The sequence below is a fragment of the Streptomyces sp. NPDC018029 genome, from assembly GCF_044327655.1.
Taxonomy (GTDB): domain Bacteria; phylum Actinomycetota; class Actinomycetes; order Streptomycetales; family Streptomycetaceae; genus Streptomyces.
Window position 1 is genome coordinate 353329 of record NZ_JBIRFV010000002.1, and the last position, 22006, is coordinate 375334.

The 22006-nt window shown below is 71.8% G+C and carries 7 protein-coding genes; 5 read left to right on the forward strand and 2 right to left on the reverse strand.

The features are described 5' to 3' along the window. Positions 1-33 precede the first annotated feature (33 nt). On the reverse strand, positions 34-1407 hold the full coding sequence (locus ACH4D5_RS06025) for a phenylacetate--CoA ligase family protein (protein WP_398299069.1): 1374 nt from the start codon (positions 1405-1407) through the stop codon (positions 34-36). A gap of 662 nt (positions 1408-2069) precedes the next feature. Between ACH4D5_RS06025 and ACH4D5_RS06030 the strand changes: the two genes are divergently transcribed. Continuing rightward, entirely contained in the window at positions 2070-2849 is a 780-nt protein-coding gene (locus ACH4D5_RS06030) for a thioesterase II family protein (RefSeq protein WP_398299071.1), read from the forward strand. Beyond that, on the forward strand, positions 2846-3649 hold the full coding sequence (locus tag ACH4D5_RS06035) for a BTAD domain-containing putative transcriptional regulator (protein ID WP_398299073.1): 804 nt from the start codon (positions 2846-2848) through the stop codon (positions 3647-3649). The genes ACH4D5_RS06030 and ACH4D5_RS06035 overlap by 4 nt, the downstream gene beginning before the upstream one ends. Before the next feature lie 65 nt (positions 3650-3714). Here the strand turns inward: ACH4D5_RS06035 and ACH4D5_RS06040 are convergent, their stop codons facing one another. Next, positions 3715-4965, reverse strand: coding sequence for a cytochrome P450 (locus ACH4D5_RS06040; RefSeq protein WP_398299075.1), 1251 nt, complete (start codon positions 4963-4965; stop codon positions 3715-3717). Positions 4966-5247: 282 nt separating this feature from the next. On the opposite strand from ACH4D5_RS06040, the gene ACH4D5_RS06045 reads away from it, so the two are divergent. The 3 genes from ACH4D5_RS06045 (at position 5248) to ACH4D5_RS06055 (ending at position 21994) form a co-directional block, all read left to right on the forward strand. Next, positions 5248-10170 carry a type I polyketide synthase gene (locus tag ACH4D5_RS06045; protein ID WP_398299077.1) on the forward strand — a complete coding sequence of 1641 codons (4923 nt, stop codon included), beginning with the start codon at positions 5248-5250 and terminating at the stop codon, positions 10168-10170. A 107-nt stretch (positions 10171-10277) separates the two neighbouring features. Beyond that, positions 10278-21563 (forward strand): type I polyketide synthase, encoded by an 11286-nt coding sequence (locus tag ACH4D5_RS06050; protein ID WP_398299078.1) that lies wholly within the window; start codon positions 10278-10280, stop codon positions 21561-21563. Beyond that, positions 21560-21994, forward strand: a complete 435-nt coding sequence (locus tag ACH4D5_RS06055) for a nuclear transport factor 2 family protein (protein ID WP_398299080.1) — start codon at positions 21560-21562, stop codon at positions 21992-21994. The genes ACH4D5_RS06050 and ACH4D5_RS06055 overlap by 4 nt, the downstream gene beginning before the upstream one ends. Positions 21995-22006: the final 12 nt, after the last annotated feature.

Here is a 22006-nt window from a genome sequence, read left to right on the forward strand (position 1 = left end):
CGCACCGGCGGCGCGCGGATAGTCGGCGAGTGTTCAGGCGGCGAGCGGGATGATCGTCCGGTACTTGCCGCCGGACGCCTGCCGCGGCGGCTCCTCGCCCCGTTCGACGGTTACGTTGTCGAGCTTGTTGTCGGCGAGGAGGTGGGTCAGCCCGTCGTGGGCCCGCTGCCACACGTGGTCCGCGTCGGCGCCGGGCGCCTGGACCACGCGGACGCGCAGGGTCGACGGCGCGGTCTGCTCGATCTGGAAGAGCTCGACTCCGGGCATGCGGTCGAAGAGGCTGCTGAAGGCGAGCGGGGCGAGGCTGACGTCGTCGCCCCGGCCGGAGGGGAAGGTGAGGATGTCGCCCGACCTGCCCTGGACCCGGATCGCGGGCGAGGGGGTGCCGCAGGGGCAGGGGTCGGGGCGGAGCATGACGCTGTCGCCCAGGTCGTAGCGGAGGAACGGCTGGACGCGGTTGGCGAGGTTGCTGATCAGGGTGGTGTGCGAGAACTCCCCCGGCGGGGTGGGCCGGTGGTCGGCGTCGACCGGTTCGAGCACGGCCCAGTCGTCGTTGACGTGGTACCAGCCCTCGGCGCAGCCGTGGCTGAGGTAGGTGCACTCGGTCGCGCTGTACATCGTGCGCACCTTGGCGCCGAAGGCCGCCGCGATGCGGTCGGTGTCGCTCTCGGTCATCGTCTCGCCCGCGGGCTCGACCAGCACCGGGTCGATGTGCAGCCGGCCCGCTTCCTGTTCGGCGGTGAGCAGCATGATCGTACTGGCGTAGCCGATCACGAACGCGGGGCGGTACTCGTTGAGTTCGGCGACCAGGCGCGACATCGGCTCGTGCACGGAGAAGGCGCGGACGAGCTTGCTGCGCGCTCCGCCGTCCTGGCGCAGGCGGGAGTATCCGGCGAAGCCGACGTAATGTCCCTCGGTGGCGACGAGTTGGGCGAAGCGGCCGCCGTGGACGACGGCCCGGGCGATGCCGAGGGGGCCGAGCCAGGAGGCGAGCACCCGGGAGGAGACGGCGGAGGACACGTTCATGTACCGGTCGTCGAGCACGAACAGGCCGCGCCTGCCGCTGGTGCCCGACGTGGTGGCCACCAGATAGCGGCCGAGGAAGCGCCGCCCGATCAGCTCGGGGTCGTCGGTGAACGCGCGGACCTTCTCGAAGGTGATGTCGCGGTCCGTCGGCCAGTCGTCGAAGTGGTCCATCAGCTGCTTCTTGTCCGTGACCGGCAGCAGCGTCGGGTCCTCGATCCGCTCGGGCAGGCCGTGGTAGAGCTCTCGGTAGTACGGCGACGCCGAGCGGGCGTGGGCGACCAGGTCCGCCAGCCGGTCGGCTCGGCGCCGCGCGGTCCCCGCACTGCCCTCCTTGCGGGCCTTGCGGACGTCCCGCGTCAGCCACGCCATGCTCTCGCTCATCGTTCTGTGCTCCTTCCCACTTCACCCATGGCACGACGATCGCGGATGCACCACGGGCCAGGACGCCTTGAACGAGGCCAGTCACCCCAAAAGGTGACAACCCCGTCCCCGGAGCCTGTCAGAGCGAGTGGCCAACTGCCGCTGTTTCACACGCGGCGCCACAAGAAAACAACAAGCCACAATCGCGGTCGAGGCCAGCTCGACCGGCACCCCAGAGGGGAAAGGCGATCTTTTACCACCCATGACGGAAGGCTGGCAAATAGCGCAGGCCAACGGCCGGGGCCGCGAAGCAAACCAATGCAACGTAATAATCCCGCAAAGACCTCGGCGACAGTGGGCGGGGGACGGCGCCCGGAGGCCTCGTCAGGCCATCACGGCTGGCAGGGGTGCCAGTCACCGCCCAGGCGGCCCGTCGCACAAGCGGTGCGACGTTAAGCATTCATATTGAAATTTACTCCATCTTGGCCGCCGGGATTCGATCACGTAAGAATCGCGGAATAAAGGATGGGGAATGTCTGATTCCGCCCTGCTCCCCCGTTAGCGACGTTGCCGTTTAAACTTTGAGCTGCGCATGATCAGGAGCGGCTATGTGATGTGGCGACACACCGTTGTCAGCGTTCCTGGCGAAGGGAAAGATCTTGTCTGCCTTCCCCCCACCCGATATGTCGGACCCTTGGATACGTCGCTTCCGGCCCCGACCGGAAGCCGTCGTTCGCCTGGTCTGCTTCCCCCACGCGGGCGGCTCGGCCTCCTACTACCATCCCCTTGCGCAATCCCCCACTCTCCCGACCGACACCGAGGTCCTCGCGGTGCAGTACCCCGGGCGACAGGACCGCCGCAGAGAGCGGCTCCTGGACGACATCGGGGAACTCGCCGACCTCATCACCGATGCGCTCGGCCCCTTCGACGACCGCCCGTTGGCGTTCTTCGGCCACAGCATGGGCGCCGTCCTCGCCTACGAAGTCGCCCAGCGGCTCCGCGAGCACACGGGCAAGCAGCCCTGCCGGCTGTTCGTGTCGGGACGCCGCGCGCCGTCCCGCTTCCGGCGCGGCACCGTACACCTCCTCGACGACACCGAGTTGGCCGCCGAGCTGCGGCGGGCCGGTGGCACGGACCCGCGGTTCCTGGACGACGAGGAACTGCTCGCGGAGATCCTCCCGGTCGTCCGCAACGACTACCGGGCGGTCGAGCTGTACCGGTGGAACCCGTCGCCGCCGCTGTCCTGCCCCATCACCGCCCTGGTGGGCGACCGGGACCCGCAGGCGCCGCTGGACGAGGTCGAGGCCTGGCAGCAGCACACGGAAGGCCCCTTCGACCTCAAGGTCTTCGCCGGGGGCCACTTCTATCTGAACACGCACCAGCAGGGCGTCACGGAAGTCATCTCCAAGGCCCTGGCCGACAGTGCGCAGCAGCGTGCGACAGCAAGGGGGAACGCTCGGTGAGATACGAAATGCTGGGCCCGCTCCGCATCAAGGACGGAAACGACTACGCCACCATCAACGCCCAGAAGGTGGAGATCGTCCTCACCGTGCTCCTCATCCGCGCCGACCGGGTGGTCTCCCTGGAGCAGCTGATGCGGGAGATCTGGGGCGAGGACCTGCCGCGGCGCGCCACGGCGGGACTGCACGTGTACATCTCCCAGCTCCGCAAGTTCCTCAAGGTGCCCGGTTCGGCGGGCAACCCCGTCGAGACCCGTGCGCCGGGGTACGTCCTGCACAAGCGGGACGACGACCAGATCGATGCCCAGATCTTCCCCGAACTGGTCGACGTGGGGCGGTCGTTGCTCAGGGAGAAGCGGTTCGACGAGGCGGCCTCCTGTTTCGGGCAGGCACTCGCGCTGTGGCGCGGCCCGATCCTCGGGCAGGGCGGGAACGGTCCCGGCACCAACGGCCCGATCATCGACGGCTTCTCGACCTGGCTGACCGAGATCCGCCTGGAGTGTCAGGAGATGCTCGTCGAGTGCCAGCTCCAGCTCGGCCGGCACCGCGAGGCGGTGGGCATGCTCTACGCCCTCACCGCGGAGAACCCGATGTGCGAGGCGTTCTACCGCCAGCTGATGCTGGCGCTCTACCGCTCCGAGCGGCAGGCGGACGCGCTGAAGGTGTACCAGTCGGTGCGCAAGACGCTCAACGACGAGCTGGGGCTCGAACCCGGACGCCCGCTCCAGGAGCTGCAGCGGGCCATACTCGCGGGTGACATGCACCTGATGTCCCCACCGCCCTTGGCCCTGTCCGGTCGCTGACAGTCGTCGGCAGTCGCTGATCGGAGCGTCGTGAGGCGCACATGCGCAGAGGGAAGCGTATGTGCTCAGAAGGCGCAGTGCAGGTGCTTGATCCCTTCGATGAAGCTGGAGTCCAGCCTGCGGGGCTGCCCCACGGCATGGATCTGGGGCAGCGCCGCGAGCAGCTCCCGGTACAGGACGGTGATCTCCATACGGGCGAGGTGGGCCCCGAGGCAGACGTGCGGGCCCACCGCGCCGAACGTGACGTGCGCGTTCGTCCCGCGCGTGATGTCGAACCGGTACGGGTCAGGGAAGACGGATTCGTCCCGGTTGCCCGACCAGTAGAACAGGAAGATCCGATCGCCCCTGCGGAACCTGTGGCCGTTCATGTCGCAGTCGCGGGTGGCGACGCGCCGCATCCAGTTGATGGGCGTGGAGACCCTGAGGATCTCCTCGACCGCGTTCGGCGCGTGCGTGTCGAAGTCCGAGAGCAGCAGCTGCTTCTGCTCGGGATGCTCGGTCAGCAGTACCAGCGCGTGCGAGATGGCGTTGCGGGTGGTCTCCATCCCGGCGATGACGAGCAGGATGAAGAAGGAGACGAGTTCCTGCCGCGTCAACTGCTCACCGTCGGCCTGGACTTGCACGAGCTTGGTGATGAGGTCGTTGCCGGGGGCGGCGAGCCGTTCCGCGCGAAGGCCCGCGATGTAGTCGCCGAGTTCGCGTGACGCATCGATCACCGCGCGTTCGGAGTCCGCCCGGTCCGGCACGTAGTCCGGGTCGAGGGGGCCGACGATCGTGTTGGACCGGTCGAAGAGGAAGTCGTGGTCCTCCGCCGGGATGCCCATCATGTCGCTGAGCACGGCGATGGGCATCTCCGCGGCGACGGGCCTGATGAAGTCGCCGGGTCCCCGCGCGATGAGCTCGTCGATGATGCGGCGGGCGGTGCGGGTCGCCACGGCCTCGAACTCGGGGATCATGTTGCGGCCGAAGGAACGCGAGACGATGCGCCGCAGCCGCGAGTGTTCCGGGTTGTCCATGTTGATCATCGAGCCGTAGTACTCGTCCAGCTCGGGCGGCAGACCGATGATGGTGGTCGCGCCGTTCGAGGAGAAGTCCTGCGGGCGGCGGCTCACCTCCACGATGTCCGCGTACTTGACCAGCGCGTGGTAGCCGAACGTCCAGGGCACGCCGGGCATGTTCTGCCGGATGAACGCCGGCCGCGGCAGCCCGCGCATCTCCTCGAACAGCGCCACGCGTTCCGCGTGCGGCCGCGCCCAGAACGACGGGTCGACCAGGTCGGGGAATGTGGCGGCCGGCTTGCTATCCGTGATGGGCACGATGCCTCGCTTCGCGTTGTCCGGACCCGACGGTCAGGCCCACCGGCCGCACGGGCACGGCACGGGCGACGCCGCTGATCAGGGCGTGACGGCCTGACACCGGCACACCCTGGCAGGCACCGCTTAAGCGCCCCTAAGAAAGCCCCTGTTCCCTGGGCCCGAGCCTCCGACCAGTGCGGACGCCCATGGCAGCGAGCGGTACACAGCCGAGTATTAGGAGGGCTTTAGCGCCGTCGACGAGTCTGCGGTCTGTTCTCGCGGAGAGGGGCGGTTGTCACCGGGATGGCGCACACCGAAGAGAAACTTCTGGAATACCTCAAGCGTGTCACCGCGGACCTGCGTCAGACGGAACGCCGGCTGCAGGACGTCGAGTCGGCGGGCCACGAACCGGTCGCGGTCATCGGCATGGCCTGCCGGCTGCCCGGCGGAGTCCGGTCTCCCGAAGAGTTCTGGGAGCTGGTCTCCACCGGCGGCGACGCCGTCGCGCCCCTGCCCGGCAACCGCAACTGGGACCTCGACTCCCTCTACGACCCGGACCCCGAGAGCACCGGCACCAGTTACGTCCGGGAAGGCGGCTTCGTCTACGACGCCGGTGACTTCGACCCCACCTTCTTCGGCATCGGACCCACCGAGGCCGCGGCCATGGCGCCGCAGCAGCGGCTCGCCCTGGAGACGGCGTGGGAGGCGATCGAGCGGGCCGGCATCGACCCCCTCAGCCTCCGCTCCAGCGACACCAGCACCTTCATCGGCTGCGACGGACTCGACTACGCCCTCGGCGCGTCCGAGGTCCCCGAGGGCACCGCCGGATACTTCACCATCGGCAACTCCGGCAGCGTCACCTCCGGCCGCGTCGCCTACACCCTGGGCCTCGAAGGCCCCGCGGTGACGGTCGACACGGCGTGCTCCTCGTCGCTGGTCTCCCTCCACCTCGCCACCCAGGCCCTGCGCACACAGGAGTGTTCGCTGGCCCTGGCGGGCGGCACGTACGTGATGTCGTCGCCCGCGCCGCTGATCGGCTTCAGCGAACTGCGCGGCTTGGCCCCCGACGGACGGTGCAAGCCGTTCTCGGCGAGCAGCGACGGCATGGGCATGGCGGAGGGCACGGGGGTGGTGCTCCTTGAGCGTCTCTCCGACGCCCGCAGGAAGGGCCACAAGGTCCTCGCGGTGATCCGGGGTTCGGCGATCAACCAGGACGGCGCGAGCAATGGCCTGACCGCCCCCAACGGCCCCGCCCAGGAACGCGTCATCCGCGCCGCCCTCGCCAACGCCCGCCTCACCCCCGAGGACATCGACGCCGTGGAGGCGCACGGCACCGGCACCACGCTCGGCGACCCCATCGAGGCCGGGGCTCTCATCTCCGCCTACGGCCGGGAACGGCCGGAGGACCGGCCGCTGTGGGTGGGAGCGGTGAAGTCCAACATCGGCCACACGCAGATCGCCGCGGGCGTGGCCGGTGTCATCAAGATGGTCCTGGCCCTGCGGCACGACCTGCTGCCCGCCATCCTGCACGTCGACGCCCCCTCGCCCCACGTGGAGTGGGACGGCAGCGGGCTGCGCCTGCTCACCGACCCGGTGAAGTGGCCCCGGGGCGAGCGCCCCCGCCGGGCGGGGGTGTCCTCGTTCGGCTTCTCGGGGACGAACGCGCATCTGATCCTGGAGGAGGCGCCGCCGGAGGAGGAGGACGTGCCGGGCCCCGTGGCCGAGGAGCCGGGTGGGGTCGTTCCGTGGGTGGTCTCCGGGCGGACGCCGGACGCGCTGCGTGCACAGGCGCGGCGACTGGGCGAGTTCGCGGCCGGGCCGGCGGATGCGTCGGCGGCTGATGTGGGCTGGTCGTTGACCACGACCCGGTCGGTGTTCGAGCACCGGGCTGTGGTGGTGGGGCGTGATCGGGATGCGTTGACGGCCGGTCTGGGGGCGTTGGCTGCGGGTGAGGCTTCGGCGGGTGTGGTGGCCGGGGTTGCTGGTGATGTGGGTCCTGGGCCGGTGTTGGTGTTTCCGGGGCAGGGGTCGCAGTGGGTGGGCATGGGTGCCCAGCTCCTTGACGAGTCGCCCGTCTTCGCGGCGCGGATCGCGGAGTGTGAGCGGGCGCTGTCGGCGCATGTGGACTGGTCGCTGAGTGATGTCCTGCGCGGGGACGGGAGTGAGCTGTCCCGGGTGGAAGTCGTGCAGCCGGTGCTGTGGGCGGTCATGGTCTCGCTGGCTGCCGTCTGGGCCGACTATGGCGTCACTCCGGCCGCTGTGATCGGGCACTCGCAGGGCGAGATGGCCGCTGCCTGCGTCGCGGGGGCACTCTCGCTGGAGGATGCGGCGCGGATCGTGGCCGTACGCAGTGAGGCGCTGCGTCAGCTGCAAGGGCACGGCGACATGGCCTCGCTCAGCACCGGTGCCGAGCAGGCCGCGGAGTTGATCGGCGACCGGCCGGGCGTGGTCGTCGCGGCGGTCAACGGGCCGTCGTCGACCGTGATTTCGGGGCCGCCTGAGCATGTGGCAGCGGTCGTCGCCGATGCGGAGGCGCAAGGGCTCAGGGCCCGCGTCATCGACGTCGGATATGCCTCGCACGGCCCCCAGATCGACAAGCTGCACGACCTGCTGACGGAGCGTCTGGCCGACATCCGGCCAGCGACCACGGACGTGGCCTTCTATTCAACGGTCACCGCCGAGCGCCTGACGGACACCACCGCCCTGGACACGGATTACTGGGTCACCAACCTCCGCCAGCCCGTCCGCTTCGCCGACACCATCGAAGCCCTGCTGGCCGACGGCTATCGCCTGTTCATCGAGGCCAGCGCCCACCCCGTGCTGGGCCTGGGCATGGAAGAAACCATCGAGCAGGCGGACATCCCCGCCACCGTCGTCCCCACCCTCCGCCGTGACCACGGCGACACCACCCAGCTCACCCGCGCCGCAGCCCACGCCTTCACCGCCGGCGCCCACGTCGACTGGCGGCGCTGGTTCCCGGCCGACCCCACCCCTCGCACCGTCGACCTCCCCACCTACGCCTTCCAGCGTCAGCACTACTGGCTCGAACGTTCCGCGTCCGCCTCGGGAGCCGCCAGCGGTGAGCAGAGTGCGGCCGAGGCCCAGCTGTGGCACGCCGTCGAGGAGCTCGACCTCGGGCTGCTGGCCGAGACGCTGGGGTCAGAGGAGGGCAGCGAGGAGGCCGTCCGGGCGCTGGAGCCCGCGCTGCCGGTGCTCAAGGGCTGGCGGCGTCGGCACCAGGACCAGGCGACCATCGACTCCTGGCGGTACCGCGTCACGTGGAAACAGCGGTCCGACGGGCCCGCACCGGAACTCGGCGGCGACTGGCTGCTGTTCGTCCCTGCCGACAAGGCGGAGCACCCCGCCGTACGAGCCACCGCCGAGGCGTTGAGCGAGCACGGGGCGGCCGCCGTCCGGCTGCATCCGGTCGAGACCGGCCGGGCGGGACGTGAGGAGCTGGCCGCGGTGGACACGGCCGGTCATGCCGGAATCGTCAATCTGCTGGCGCTGGACGAGGAGCCGCACCCCGAGCACCCGGCCGTGCCCGCGGGGCTCGCCGCGACGACCGCTCTCCTCCAGGCCCTCGGCGACAACGGCACGACCGCACCCCTGCACACCGTCACGCAGGGTGCCGTGTCGACGGGCGCCACCGACCCACTCACCCACCCCCTCCAGGCTCACGTCTGGGGGCTCGGCCGCGTCGCCGCCCTCGAACACCCGCGCCTCTGGGCCGGACTCGTCGACCTCCCCGCTCGTATCGACCGCCACACCCTCCCCCGCCTCGCCGCTGCTCTCCTCCCCCAGGACGAGGACCAGACCGCCGTCCGCCCCACCGGAATCCACCATCGGCGCCTCACGCACGCCGTCGGAAGCACTCAGAATCCCGTGCACAGCGAGGCCACCTGGCGGCCGCGGGGCACCACCCTGATCACCGGTGGGACCGGCGGTATCGGTGCCGTCCTCGCCCGTTGGCTGGCCCGGCAGGGCGCCCCCCGTCTTCACCTCACCAGCCGCCGCGGGCCCGACGCGCCCGGCGCCCGGGAACTCGCCGCCGAGCTCGACGGGCTCGGCACCACCGTCACCATCACCGCCTGCGACGTCAGCGACCCCCGGCAACTGAGCGGCCTCATCGACGACATACCGGCCGAGCATCCCCTCACAGCCGTCATCCACGCGGCGGGCATGACCGATCTGACCGCGATCGGTGATCTGACGACCGCGCGCCTCGGCGAGGTGCTGGGGTCGAAGTCCGACGCGGCCTGGAACCTGCACGAGTTGACGCGCGACCTGGACCTTTCGGCGTTCGTGATGTTCTCGTCGGGCGCCGGCGTGTGGGGCAGTGGCCAGCAGGGCGCCTATGGTGCGGCCAACCACTTCCTCGACGCCCTCGCCGAGCACCGCCGCGCCCAGGGCCTGCCCGCCACCTCCATCGCCTGGGGGCCCTGGGCCGAGGCGGGCATGTCCGCCGACCCGGAGTCACTGACGTACTTCAAGCGCTTCGGTCTGCTCCCGATCGCTCCGGACCTGTGCGTCAAGGCGCTGCACCAGGCGGTCGACGCGGGTGACGCCACGCTGACCGTGGCGAACTTCGACTGGGCGAAGTTCACGCCGACGTTCACCGCGCAGCGGCCCAGTCCGTTCCTCGACGACCTTCCGGAGAACCAGCGGGAGGCCGAGCAGACGGGGTCCGCCGCCGAGACGAGCGCGTTCCGCGAGGAGCTGGCGAAGACGCCCGCGTCGCAGCGGCTCGGCTTCCTGGTCCAGCAGGTCCGGACGTACGCGGCCGCCACGCTCGGCCGCACGGTGGAGGACATTCCCGCCGCGAAGCCGTTCCAGGAGCTGGGCTTCGACTCGCTCACCGCGGTCCAGCTGCGCAACCAGCTCAACACCACGACCGGACTCTCGCTCCCCGCCACCGTGATCTTCGACCATCCCACGTCCGAGGCCCTCGCCACGCACTTGCGCGGACAGCTCGGCGACGGCGCCGAGGCCGCAGGTGAGGGCGACGTGCTCGCGGCGCTCGACAAGTGGGACACGGCGTTCGGCGCGGCCGAGGTGGACGAGGCGGCTCGGCGCCGCATCGTGGGCCGGCTGCAGGTCCTGGTGTCGAAGTGGAGTCCGGCGCAGGACGGGCCGGAAGGCACCGATTCGGCCCATGCCGATCTGGAGGCGGCGAGCGCGGACGACATCTTCGACCTCATCTCCAGCGAGTTCGGGAAGTCCTGAGCAGCCATCAGTCCTGAGCGCGATGGGCCCCGGCCACACCGGCCCCCTTGCCCTCCCCCAACCTCATACGCCCCGATCACCACGTAGCGCCAAGGAGCCTGGGTCAGATGTCGAACGAGGAGAAGCTTCTCGATCACCTCAAGTGGGTCACCGCGGAGCTGCGCGAGGCCCGGCAACGGCTCCACGACAAGGAATCGACCGAGCCGGTCGCCATCGTCGGCATGGCCTGCCGTTACCCGGGCGGCGCCCGGTCGGCGGAGGACCTCTGGGAGCTCGTGCGCGACGGGGGTGACGCGGTCGCGGGGTTCCCCGACGACCGGGGCTGGGACCTGGAGTCGCTGTATCACCCGGATCCGGAGCATCCGGCCACCAGCTATGTGCGGGACGGCGCCTTCCTGTACGACGCCGGCCACTTCGACGCCGAGTTCTTCGGCATCAGCCCGCGCGAGGCCACGGCGATGGACCCGCAGCAGCGGCTGCTCCTGGAGACCGCGTGGGAGGCGATCGAGCACGCGGGCATGAACCCGCACGCGCTGAAGGGCAGCGACACCGGCGTCTTCACCGGAGTGAGCGCCCACGACTACCTGACGCTGATCAGCCAGACGGCCAGCGACGTCGAGGGGTACATCGGCACCGGGAACCTCGGCAGTGTGGTGTCGGGCCGGATCTCCTACACGCTGGGGCTCGAAGGTCCCGCGGTCACCGTCGACACGGCGTGCTCGTCGTCCCTGGTGGCGATCCACCTCGCCAGTCAGGCGCTGCGGCAGGGCGAGTGCTCGCTCGCGCTTGCGGGCGGTTCGACGGTGATGGCGACGCCGGGTTCGTTCACCGAGTTCTCCCGGCAGCGGGGGCTCGCGCCCGACGGGCGGTGCAAGCCGTTCGCGGCCGCCGCCGACGGCACCGGCTGGGGCGAGGGCGCCGGGGTGGTGGTGCTGGAGCTGCTCTCCGAAGCGCGCCGCCGCGGCCACAAGGTCCTTGCGGTGGTACGGGGTTCGGCCACCAACCAGGACGGTACGAGCAACGGGCTCGCCGCCCCCAACGGCCCCTCCCAGGAACGCGTCATCCGCGCCGCCCTCGCCAACGCACGCCTCTCCGCCGAGGACATCGACGCCGTGGAGGCCCACGGCACCGGCACCACGCTCGGCGACCCCATCGAGGCGCAGGCCCTGATCGCCACGTACGGCCAGGGGCGTCCGGAGGACCGTCCGCTCTGGCTCGGCTCGGTGAAATCCAACATCGGTCACACGCAGGCCGCCGCCGGTGTCGCGGGCGTCATCAAGATGGTCATGGCGATGCGCAACGGTCTCCTCCCGACCTCCCTGCACATCGACGCCCCGTCACCGCACGTCCAGTGGGAACAGGGCAGCGTACGACTGCTCTCCGAGCCCGTGGACTGGCCGGCGGAGCGCACGCGGCGGGCAGGCATCTCGGCGTTCGGGATCTCCGGGACGAACGCGCATCTGATTCTGGAGGAGGCACCGCCGGAGGAGGACGTGCCGGGCTCCGTGGTCGAGGAGCCGGGTGGGGTCGTGCCGTGGGTGGTGTCCGGGCGGACTCCGGACGCGCTGCGTGAACAGGCGCGGCGGCTCGCCGAGTTCGTGGTCGGGGCCGGGGATGCGTCGGCGGCCGAGGTGGGCTGGTCGCTGGCCACGACACGCGCCTTGTTCGATCAGCGGGCCGTGGTCGTGGGGCGGGACTTGGCTCAGGCCGGTGCCGGCCTGGAGGCATTGGCTGCGGGTGAGGCGTCGGCGGATGTGGTGGCCGGGGTGGCCGGCGATGTGGGTCCTGGGCCGGTGTTGGTGTTTCCGGGGCAGGGGTCGCAGTGGGTGGGCATGGGTGCCCAACTTCTTGACGAGTCCCCCGTCTTCGCGGCGCGGATCGCGGAGTGTGAGCGGGCGCTGTCGGCGCATGTGGACTGGTCGCTGAGTGATGTCCTGCGCGGGGACGGGAGTGAGCTGTCCCGGGTCGAGGTCGTGCAGCCCGTGCTGTGGGCGGTGATGGTCTCGCTGGCTGCCGTCTGGGCCGACTATGGCGTCACTCCGGCTGCCGTGATCGGGCACTCGCAGGGTGAGATGGCTGCCGCGTGCGTCGCGGGGGCCCTGTCACTGGAGGATGCGGCGCGCATCGTAGCCGTACGCAGTGACGCGCTTCGTCAGCTGCAAGGGCACGGCGACATGGCCTCGCTCAGCACCGGTGCCGAGCAGGCCACTGATCTGATCGGCGACCGGCCGGGCGTGGTCGTCGCAGCGGTCAACGGGCCGTCCTCGACGGTGATTTCGGGGCCGCCTGAGCATGTGGCAGCCGTCGTCGCCGAGGCGGAGGCGCAGGGGCTCAGGGCCCGGGTCATCGACGTCGGGTACGCCTCGCACGGCCCCCAGATCGACCAGCTCCACGACCTCCTCACCGACCGGCTCGCCGACATCCGGCCGACCACCACCGACGTGGCCTTCTACTCGACCGTCACTGCCGCGCGCCTGGCCGACACCACCGCCCTCGACACCGCCTACTGGGTCACCAACCTCCGCCAGCCCGTCCGCTTCGCCGACACCATCGAAGCGCTGCTGGCCGACGGCTACCGCCTGTTCATCGAGGCCAGCCCCCACCCCGTCCTCAACCTCGGCATCCAGGAGACCATCGAGCAGCAGGCCGGTGCCGCGGGGACGGCCGTCACCATCCCCACCCTGCGTCGCGACCACGGTGACACCACCCAGCTCACCCGCGCCGCAGCGCACGCCTTCACCGCCGGCGCCCCCGTCGACTGGCGGCGCTGGTTCCCGGCCGACCCCACTCCCCGTACGGTCGACCTGCCCACCTACGCCTTCCAGCACAAGCACTACTGGGTGGAGCCGCCCGCGGCGGTCGCAGCCGTGGGTGGTGGGCACGATCCGGTCGAGGCCCGGGTGTGGCAGGCGATCGAGGACCTGGACATCGACGCCCTCGCCGGCAGCCTGGAGATCGAGGGGCAGGCGGAGAGCGTCGGAGCGCTGGAGTCCGCACTGCCTGTCCTCTCGGCCTGGCGGCGTCGGCACCGCGAGCAGTCCACCGTCGACTCCTGGCGTTATCAGGTCACTTGGAAGCATCTACCCGATGTGCCGGCGCCGGAGCTCAGCGGGGCCTGGCTGCTGCTCGTGCCCGCCGCGCACGCCGACCACCCGGCCGTCCTCGCGACCGCGCAGACGCTGACCGCCCATGGTGGCGAGGTGCGACGCCACGTGGTCGACACGCGTGCCGTGGAGCGTACGGAGTTGGCGCAGGAGCTGCGTGTCCTGATGGACGGGGCCGCGTTTGCCGGGGTCGTCAATCTGCTGGCCCTGGACGAGGAGCCGCATCCGGAGCACTCGGCCGTGCCCGCGGGGCTCGCCGCGACGACCGCTCTCGTCCAGGCCCTCGGGGACAACGGCGCAGACATCGCCGTACGCACTCTCACGCAGGGGGCTGTTTCCACGAGCGCCGGCGACGCCCTCACCCATCCGGTGCAGGCTCAGGTGTGGGGACTGGGGCGCGTCGCTGCGCTGGAGTATCCGCGGCTGTGGGGCGGGCTCGTCGACCTGCCCGCTCGTATCGACCATCAGACGCTGACCCGGCTGGCCGCCGCGCTGGTTCCGCAGGACGAGGACCAGATCTCCATCCGGCCGTCCGGCGTCCATGCCCGTCGCCTTGCACACGCGCCCGCCAACACGGTCGGCAGCGGGCTTGGTTGGCGGCCCGACGGCACCACTCTCATCACCGGCGGGACCGGCGGCATCGGCGCCGTCCTCGCGCGGTGGCTCGCCCGTGCGGGCGCCCCGCACCTCCTCCTGACCAGCCGCCGCGGCCCCGACGCCCCCGGAGCACAGGAACTCGCCGCGGAACTGACGGAGTTGGGGGCCGCCGTCACCGTCACCGCCTGCGACGTCGGCGACCGCGAGCAGGTGCGACGCCTCATCGACGATGTCCCAGCCGAGCACCCGTTGACCGCCGTCATCCACGCGGCCGGCGTGCCGAACTACATAGGCCTCGGCGACGTGTCGGGTGCCGAGCTGGACGAGGTGCTGCGTCCGAAGGCGCTCGCCGCCCACCATCTGCATGAACTAACACGGGAGTTGCCGCTCTCGGCGTTCGTGATGTTCTCGTCGGGCGCCGGCGTGTGGGGCAGCGGCCAGCAGGGCGCCTATGGTGCGGCCAACCACTTCCTCGACGCCCTTGCCGAGCACCGCCGCGCCGAGGGTCTGCCCGCCACCTCCATCGCCTGGGGGCCTTGGGCCGAGGCGGGCATGGCGGCGGACCAGGCCGCGTTGACGTTCTTCAGCCGCTTCGGCCTGCACCCGCTCAGCCCGGAACTGTGCGTCAAGGCGCTGCAACAGGCCCTGGACGTGGGTGAGACGACACTGACCGTGGCGAACTTCGACTGGGCGCAGTTCACGTCGACGTTCACCGCGCAGCGGCCCAGCCCGCTCCTCGCCGACCTGCCCGAGAACCGGCGGGCCAGCGCACCCACGGCACAGGAAGACGCCACGGAGGCATCGTCGCTCCAGCAGGAGCTGACGGAGGCGAAGCCGGCGCAGCAGCGGCAGTTGCTGCTGCAGCACGTGCGCTCCCAGGCGGCGGCCACGCTGGGGCACTCGGACGTCGACGCGGTGCCCGCCACCAAGCCGTTCCAGGAGCTGGGCTTCGACTCGCTGACGGCGGTGGAGCTGCGCAACAGGCTGAACAAGAGCACCGGCCTGACACTGCCGACCACGGTCGTCTTCGACCACCCCACCCCGGACGCGCTCACCGACGTCCTGCGGGCCGAGCTGTCCGGTGACGCGGCGGCCTCCGCCGACCCGGTGCGGGCGGCCGGGGCCTCCGGAGGCGCCGCCGACGACGAGCCGATCGCGATCGTCGGCATGGCCTGCCGCTATCCGGGCGACGTCCGCTCCGCCGAGGAGCTGTGGGATCTGGTCGCGGCCGGCAAGGACGCCATGGGGGCCTTCCCCGACGACCGGGGCTGGGACCTGGAGACGCTGTACGACCCGGACCCGGAGAGCCGCGGCACCAGCTATGTGCGCGAAGGCGGGTTCCTCTACGACGCGGGCGACTTCGACGCCGGATTCTTCGGCATCAGCCCCCGCGAGGCCGTCGCGATGGACCCGCAGCAGCGGCTGCTCCTGGAGACCGCGTGGGAGGCGATCGAGCGCGCGGGCCTCGACCGGGAGACCCTCAAGGGCAGTGACGCCGGGGTGTTCACGGGCCTGACCATCTTCGACTACCTCGCGCTCGTCGGTGAACAGCCCACCGAGGTCGAGGGCTACATCGGCACCGGGAACCTCGGTTGTGTCGCCTCCGGCCGGGTGTCGTACGTACTCGGCCTCGAAGGCCCCGCCATGACGATCGACACCGGCTGCTCGTCGTCCCTGGTGGCGATCCACCAGGCGGCGCACGCGCTGCGCCAGGGCGAGTGCTCGCTCGCTCTCGCGGGCGGCGCGACGGTGATGGCCACGCCGGGCTCGTTCGTCGAGTTCTCGCTGCAGCGCGGGCTCGCCAAGGACGGCCGGTGCAAGCCGTTCGCGGCCGCCGCCGACGGCACCGGCTGGGCCGAGGGAGTCGGCCTGGTCGTGCTCGAACGGCTCTCGGAGGCACGGCGCAACGGCCACAACGTCCTGGCGGTGATCCGGGGCTCGGCCATCAACCAGGACGGCACGAGCAACGGGCTCACGGCACCCAACGGGCAGGCGCAGCAGCGGGTGATCCGGCAGGCACTCGCCAACGCACGGCTCTCCGCCGAGGACGTCGACGCCGTGGAGGCGCACGGCACCGGCACCATGCTGGGCGACCCCATCGAGGCCAGCGCGCTCGTCGCCACCTACGGCAAGGAGCGGCCCGCGGACCGGCCGCTGTGGCTCGGCTCGATCAAGTCGAACATCGGGCACGCACAGGCGTCGGCCGGTGTCGCCGGTGTGATCAAGATGGTCATGGCGCTGCGCAACGAACAGCTGCCCGCCTCCCTGCACATCGACGCGCCCACGCCGCACGTGGACTGGGACGGCAGTGGCGTCCGCCTGCTGTCCGAACCGGTCGCCTGGCCGCGCGGCGAACGCCCGCGCCGCGCCGGGGTGTCCGCCTTCGGCATCTCCGGCACCAACGCGCACCTCATCCTCGAACAGGCCCCGGACGCTCCGGAGCCCGTGACCACTCCGGCGGAGGACGCCGCGGCGCCGGCCGGAGTGGTGCCCTGGGTGGTGTCGGCGCGCGGCGAGGAGGCGCTGCGGGCCCAGGCCCGCCTGCTGGCCGACCGCGCCACCGCCGACCCGCGGCTCGCGTCGCCGCTGGACGTGGGCTGGTCCCTGGTCAAGACCCGGTCGGTGTTCGAGAACCGAGCCGTCGTCGTGGGCAAGGACCGCGAGACTCTCCTCGCCGGGCTACGGTCCCTGGCGGCGGGCGAGCCGTCACCGGACGTCGTCGAGGGCGCCGTACAGGGCGCCTCCGGCGCGGGTCCGGTGTTGGTGTTCCCGGGGCAGGGGTCGCAGTGGGTGGGCATGGGTGCCCAGCTCCTTGACGAGTCGCCCGTCTTCGCGGCTCGGATCGCGGAGTGTGAGCGGGCGCTGTCGGCGCATGTGGACTGGTCGCTGAGTGCAGTGTTGCGCGGGGACGGGAGTGAGCTGTCCCGGGTCGAGGTCGTGCAGCCCGTGCTGTGGGCGGTGATGGTCTCGCTGGCTGCGGTGTGGGCCGATTACGGCATCACCCCGGCTGCCGTCATCGGGCACTCGCAGGGCGAGATGGCCGCCGCGTGTGTGGCGGGGGCGCTGTCACTGGAGGATGCGGCGCGCATCGTGGCCGTACGCAGTGACGCGCTCCGGCAGCTGATGGGGCAGGGCGACATGGCGTCGTTGGGCACCGGCTCGGAGCAGGCGGCTGAGCTCATCGGTGATCGGCCCGGCGTGTGTGTCGCAGCCGTCAACGGGCCCTCCTCTACGGTCATTTCAGGGCCGCCGGAGCATGTGGCAGCGGTCGTCGCAGACGCGGAGGCACGTGGTCTGCGCGCCCGTGTCATCGACGTCGGGTACGCCTCTCATGGCCCCCAGATCGACCAGCTCCACGACCTCCTGGCCGAACGCCTCGCCGACATCCGGCCTACGAACACGGACGTCGCCTTCTACTCGACGGTCACCGCCGAACGCCTCGACGACACCACTGCCCTCGACACCGACTACTGGGTCACCAACCTCCGCCAGCCCGTCCGCTTCGCCGACACCATCGAAGCGCTGCTGGCCGACGGCTACCGCCTGTTCATCGAGGCCAGTCCCCACCCCGTCCTCAACCTCGGCATGGAGGAGACCATCGAGCGGGCCGACATGCCCGCCACGGTCGTGCCCACCCTGCGCCGCGACCACGGCGACGCCGCGCAGCTCACCCGCGCCGCCGCCCAGGCCTTCGGCGCGGGGGCGGAGGTCGACTGGACGGGCTGGTTCCCGGCCGTGCCGCTGCCTCGGGTGGTGGATCTGCCGACGTACGCCTTCCAGCGGGAGCGATTCTGGCTGGAGGGGCGCAGGGGGCTCGCCGGGGACCCGGCGGGGCTCGGGCTCGCGTCCGCGGGGCATCCGCTGCTCGGGGCCGCCGTGGAACTCGCGGACGGCGGCAGTCACCTGCTGACCGGCCGGATCTCTCCGCGGGACCAGGCGTGGCTGGCCGAGCACCGGGTCATGGACACGGTGCTGCTGCCCGGTTCGGCGTTCGTGGAGCTCGCGCTGCAGGCCGCGGTGCGGGCCGGCTGCGCGGAGGTGGCGGAGCTGACGCTGCACACTCCGCTCGCCTTCGGGGACGAGGGTGCGGGCGCGGTCGACGTGCAGGTGGCGGTCGGTTCCGTGGCCGAGGACGGGCGGCGTCCCGTGACCGTCCATTCGCGGCCCACGGGTGAGGGCGAGGAGGCCGTGTGGACCCGGCATGCCGCGGGCGTGGTCGCTCCCCCGGGTCCCGACGCCGGGGACGCCTCGTTCGGCGGGACGTGGCCGCCGCCGGGCGCCACACCGGTCGGCGGGCAGGACCCGTACGGGGAACTCGCTTCGTACGGCTATGACTTCGGGCCCGGCTCGCAGGGACTGGTGAGCGCGTGGCGGCTCGGGGGCGACCTTTTCGCCGAGGTGGCGCTGCCCGAGACGGAGAGCGGCAGGGCCGACCGCTACCAGCTGCACCCGGTGCTGCTCGACGCCACGCTGCACGCGCTGATCCTGGACGCGGTCACGTCGTCCGCCGACACCGACCAAGTGCTGCTGCCGTTCTCCTGGAGCGGGTTGCGGGTGCACGCGCCGGGCGCTGAGAAGTTGCGGGTACGTATCGCACGCACCGCGCCCGACCAGCTGGCCCTCACGGCCGTGGACGGGGGCGGAGGCGGGGAGCCGGTTCTCACGCTGGAGTCGCTCACGGTACGGCCGGTGGCCGCCCACCAGATCGCGGGCGCCCGCGCGGCGGACCGTGACGCGCTCTTCCGGCTCGTGTGGACGGAGGTCACCGCGCGGGCCGAGGAGACGGGCGGCGGCACCCCGCGTGCCGCGGTCCTCGCGCCGGTCGAGGGTGGCCCGATGGACGGTACGTCGGCCGGTGCGCTGGCCGACGCCTTGTCCGATGCGCTGGCCGCCGGCCCCGTGTGGGACACGTTCGGTGCGCTCCGGGACGGAGTGGCGGCCGGGGGCCAAGCGCCCGATGTCGTGCTCGCCGTGTGTGCCGCGCCCGGTGCAGGTGCCGGGGCCGTTGCGGATGTGGATCGCAGAGGCGGCGACGCGGCCGGGTACGCGCGGCTGGCCACCGTGTCCCTTCTGTCACTGCTCAAGGAGTGGGTGGACGACCCGGCGTTCGCGGCGACCCGTCTCGTCGTCGTCACCCGGGGCGCGGTCGCCGCGCGGCCGGGTGAGACCGCCGGTGATCTGGCGGGCGCGTCGCTGTGGGGTCTGGTGCGCAGCGCGCAGGCCGAGAACCCCGGTCGCCTCACGCTGCTCGACGTGGACGGACTGGAGTCTTCTCCGGCCGTGCTGACCGGCGTACTGGCTTCCGGTGAACCGGAATTGGCGCTGCGTGACGGGCGCGCCTACGTGCCACGGCTCGTGCGCGACGACGCGTCGGTGCGGCTGGTGCCGCCGGTCGGATCGCTCACGTGGCGGCTGGCTCGGGGCCAAGAGGCGGGTGGCGGACAGCAGTTGTCCCTCGTCGACGCTCCCGAGGCCGGGCGGGCGCTGGAGCCGCACGAGGTGCGGGTGGCGGTGCGGGCCGCGGCGCCGGGGCCGCTCACGGCGGGCCAGGTCGAGGGTGCCGGTGTGGTGACGGAGGTCGGCGGCGAGGTCGGTTCGGTGGCCGTGGGCGACCGGGTGATGGGGTTGTTCGACGTGGTGGGCCCGGTGGCCGTCACCGATGCCGCGCTGCTCATGCCGGTTCCGACGGGCTGGAGTTGGGCGCAGGCGGCCGGGTCCCTGGGGGCCTATGTGTCCGCGTACCACGTGCTGTCGGATGTCGTGGCGCCGCGCGGCGGCGAGACTCTGCTCGTCGGGGAGGAAATCGGTTCCGTCGGCCGTGCCGTGCTGCGTCTTGCTCTTGCCGGGCGGTGGCGGGTCGAGGCCGTGGACGGTGCGGCGACGGCGGACGGTTCGGGCCCCGAGCGCGCGGTCGACGTCACCCTCCGCCACGAGGGGGCCCTGGTGGTCCACCGTGCGGGCGGTCGTCCGGACGAGGAGCAGGCTGTCGTGCCGCCCGAGCCCGGGCGCGTACGGGAAATCCTCGCGGAGCTGACAGAGCTGACGGAGCTGACCGAGCTTGCCGAGATCACGGAGTCGGCGGAGTCCGGGCTGCCCGCGGAACGGGGTGGCAGCCGTGCTCTGACGCCGCTCGACATCACCGTGTGGGACATTCGGCAGGCGCCCGCCGCGATGGCGGCCCCGCCCTCGGCGGGCACGACCGTGTTCTCGCTGCCTCCCGCCTTCGACCCCGAGGGCACCGTGCTGATCACCGGCGGCACCGGAGCACTCGGCTCGCTGACGGCCCGTCACCTGGTGGAGCGGTACGGAGCCAGGCACCTGTTGCTGTCCAGCAGGCGGGGAGCCGACGCGCCGGGCGCACTCGAACTGGCCGCCGACCTCTCCGCGCTCGGCGCGCGAGTCACCTTCGCCGCGTGCGATCCGGGCGACCGGGACGAAGCCGCCGCCCTCCTCGCGACGGTGCCCGCGGACCACCCGCTGACCGCCGTCTTCCACTGCGCGGGCACCGTGAACGACGCGGTGGTGCAGAACCTCACGGCCGAGCAGGTCGAGGAGGTGATGCGCGTGAAGGCGGACGCCGCATGGCACCTGCACGAGCTGACGCGGGACGCGGACCTGTCCGCGTTCGTCCTGTACTCCTCGGTCGCCGGGCTGCTCGGCGGCCCCGGCCAGGGCAGCTACACGGCCGCCAACGCCTTCCTGGACGCGTTGGCCCGGCACCGGCACGACGGCGGCGCGGCGGCGACCTCCCTGGCGTGGGGCTACTGGGAGCTGGCGAGCGGCATGTCGGGACGGCTCACCGACGCCGACCGGGCGCGCCACGCCCGCGCCGGCGTGGTCGGGCTCGGCGCCGACGAGGGCCTCGCCCTCCTCGACGCGGCGTGGGCCGGCGGACAGCCCCTGTACGCGCCGGTCCGTCTCGACCTGGCCCGGATGCGTCGGCAGGCCCAGAGCCACCCCGCACCGGCGCTGCTGCGCGACCTGGTGCGCGGGGGGAGCAGGAGCGGCGGCGGTGCCGTGTCGGCGGGGGCGGCCGCGCTGCTCAAGTCGCTCGGCGCGATGTCCGACCCCGAGCGGGAGGAGGCGCTGCTCGACCTGGTGTGCACCCACATCGCGGCCGTCCTCGGCTACGACGCGGCGACACCCGTCAACGCGACACAGGGGCTGCGGGAACTCGGCTTCGACTCCCTGACCGCGGTGGAGCTGCGCAACCGGCTCTCGGCCGCGACGGGGCTGAAGCTGCCCGCCACGTTCGTCTTCGACCATCCCAACCCGGCGGAGCTCGCCGCGCAGCTGCGGCAGGAGCTGGCCCCGCGCGCGGCGGATCCGCTCGCCGACGTCCTGGCGGAGTTCGAGCGCATCGAGGACTCGCTGCTCTCGGTCTCCTCGAAGGACGGCTCGGCGCGGGCCGAACTGGCGGGGCGGCTGCGCGCGACGCTGGCCAGGCTCGACGCGCCGGAGGACACGGCCGGCGAGGTCGCGGTGGCCACTCGTACACGTATCCAGGACGCGTCGACGGACGAGATCTTCGCGTTCATCGACCGGGACCTCGGCAGGGACGGCGCGAGCGGACAGGGCAACTCACAGCCCACCGGGCAGGGCAACGGACACGGCAACGGCAACGGCAACGGCAACGGCAACGGCAACGGCAACGGCAATGGACACGGTCAGGCAGTGGAGGGGCAGCGATGAACGAGTTCGCCCGCAAGAAGCGGGCCCTGGAGCACAGCCGGCGGGTCAACGCCGGGGACCTGGACGCGATCATCGAGCTGTACGCGCCCGACGCGGTCCTCGAGGACCCGGTCGGCCTCCCGCCCGTCACCGGGCACGACGCGCTGCGCGCCCACTACGAACCGCTGCTCGCCGCGCACCTGCGCGAGGAGGCGGCCGAGCCCGTCGCCGGGCAGGACGCCACGCACGCGCTGATCCAGATCTCCTCCGTCATGGACTACCTGCCCGTGGGCCCGCTCTACGCGGAGCGGGGCTGGCTCAAGGCCCCCGACGCCCCGGGGACGGCCCGCATACACCGCACGGCGATGCTCGTGATCCGCATGGACACGTCCGGCCTCATCCGGCATCTGAAGTCGTACTGGGGCACATCCGATCTCACGGTCCTCGGCTGAACCGAACGGCCC

What these genes read in the sequence shown, in the direction of transcription:
- ACH4D5_RS06025 (WP_398299069.1), bottom strand. Translation starts at nt 1,407, where the DNA reads ATGAGCGAGAGCATGGCGTGGCTGACGCGGGACGTCCGCAAGGCCCGC.
- ACH4D5_RS06030 (WP_398299071.1), top strand. Translation starts at nt 2,070, where the DNA reads ATGTCGGACCCTTGGATACGTCGCTTCCGGCCCCGACCGGAAGCCGTC.
- ACH4D5_RS06045 (WP_398299077.1), top strand. Translation starts at nt 5,248, where the DNA reads ATGGCGCACACCGAAGAGAAACTTCTGGAATACCTCAAGCGTGTCACC.
- ACH4D5_RS06050 (WP_398299078.1), top strand. Translation starts at nt 10,278, where the DNA reads ATGTCGAACGAGGAGAAGCTTCTCGATCACCTCAAGTGGGTCACCGCG.
- ACH4D5_RS06055 (WP_398299080.1), top strand. Translation starts at nt 21,560, where the DNA reads ATGAACGAGTTCGCCCGCAAGAAGCGGGCCCTGGAGCACAGCCGGCGG.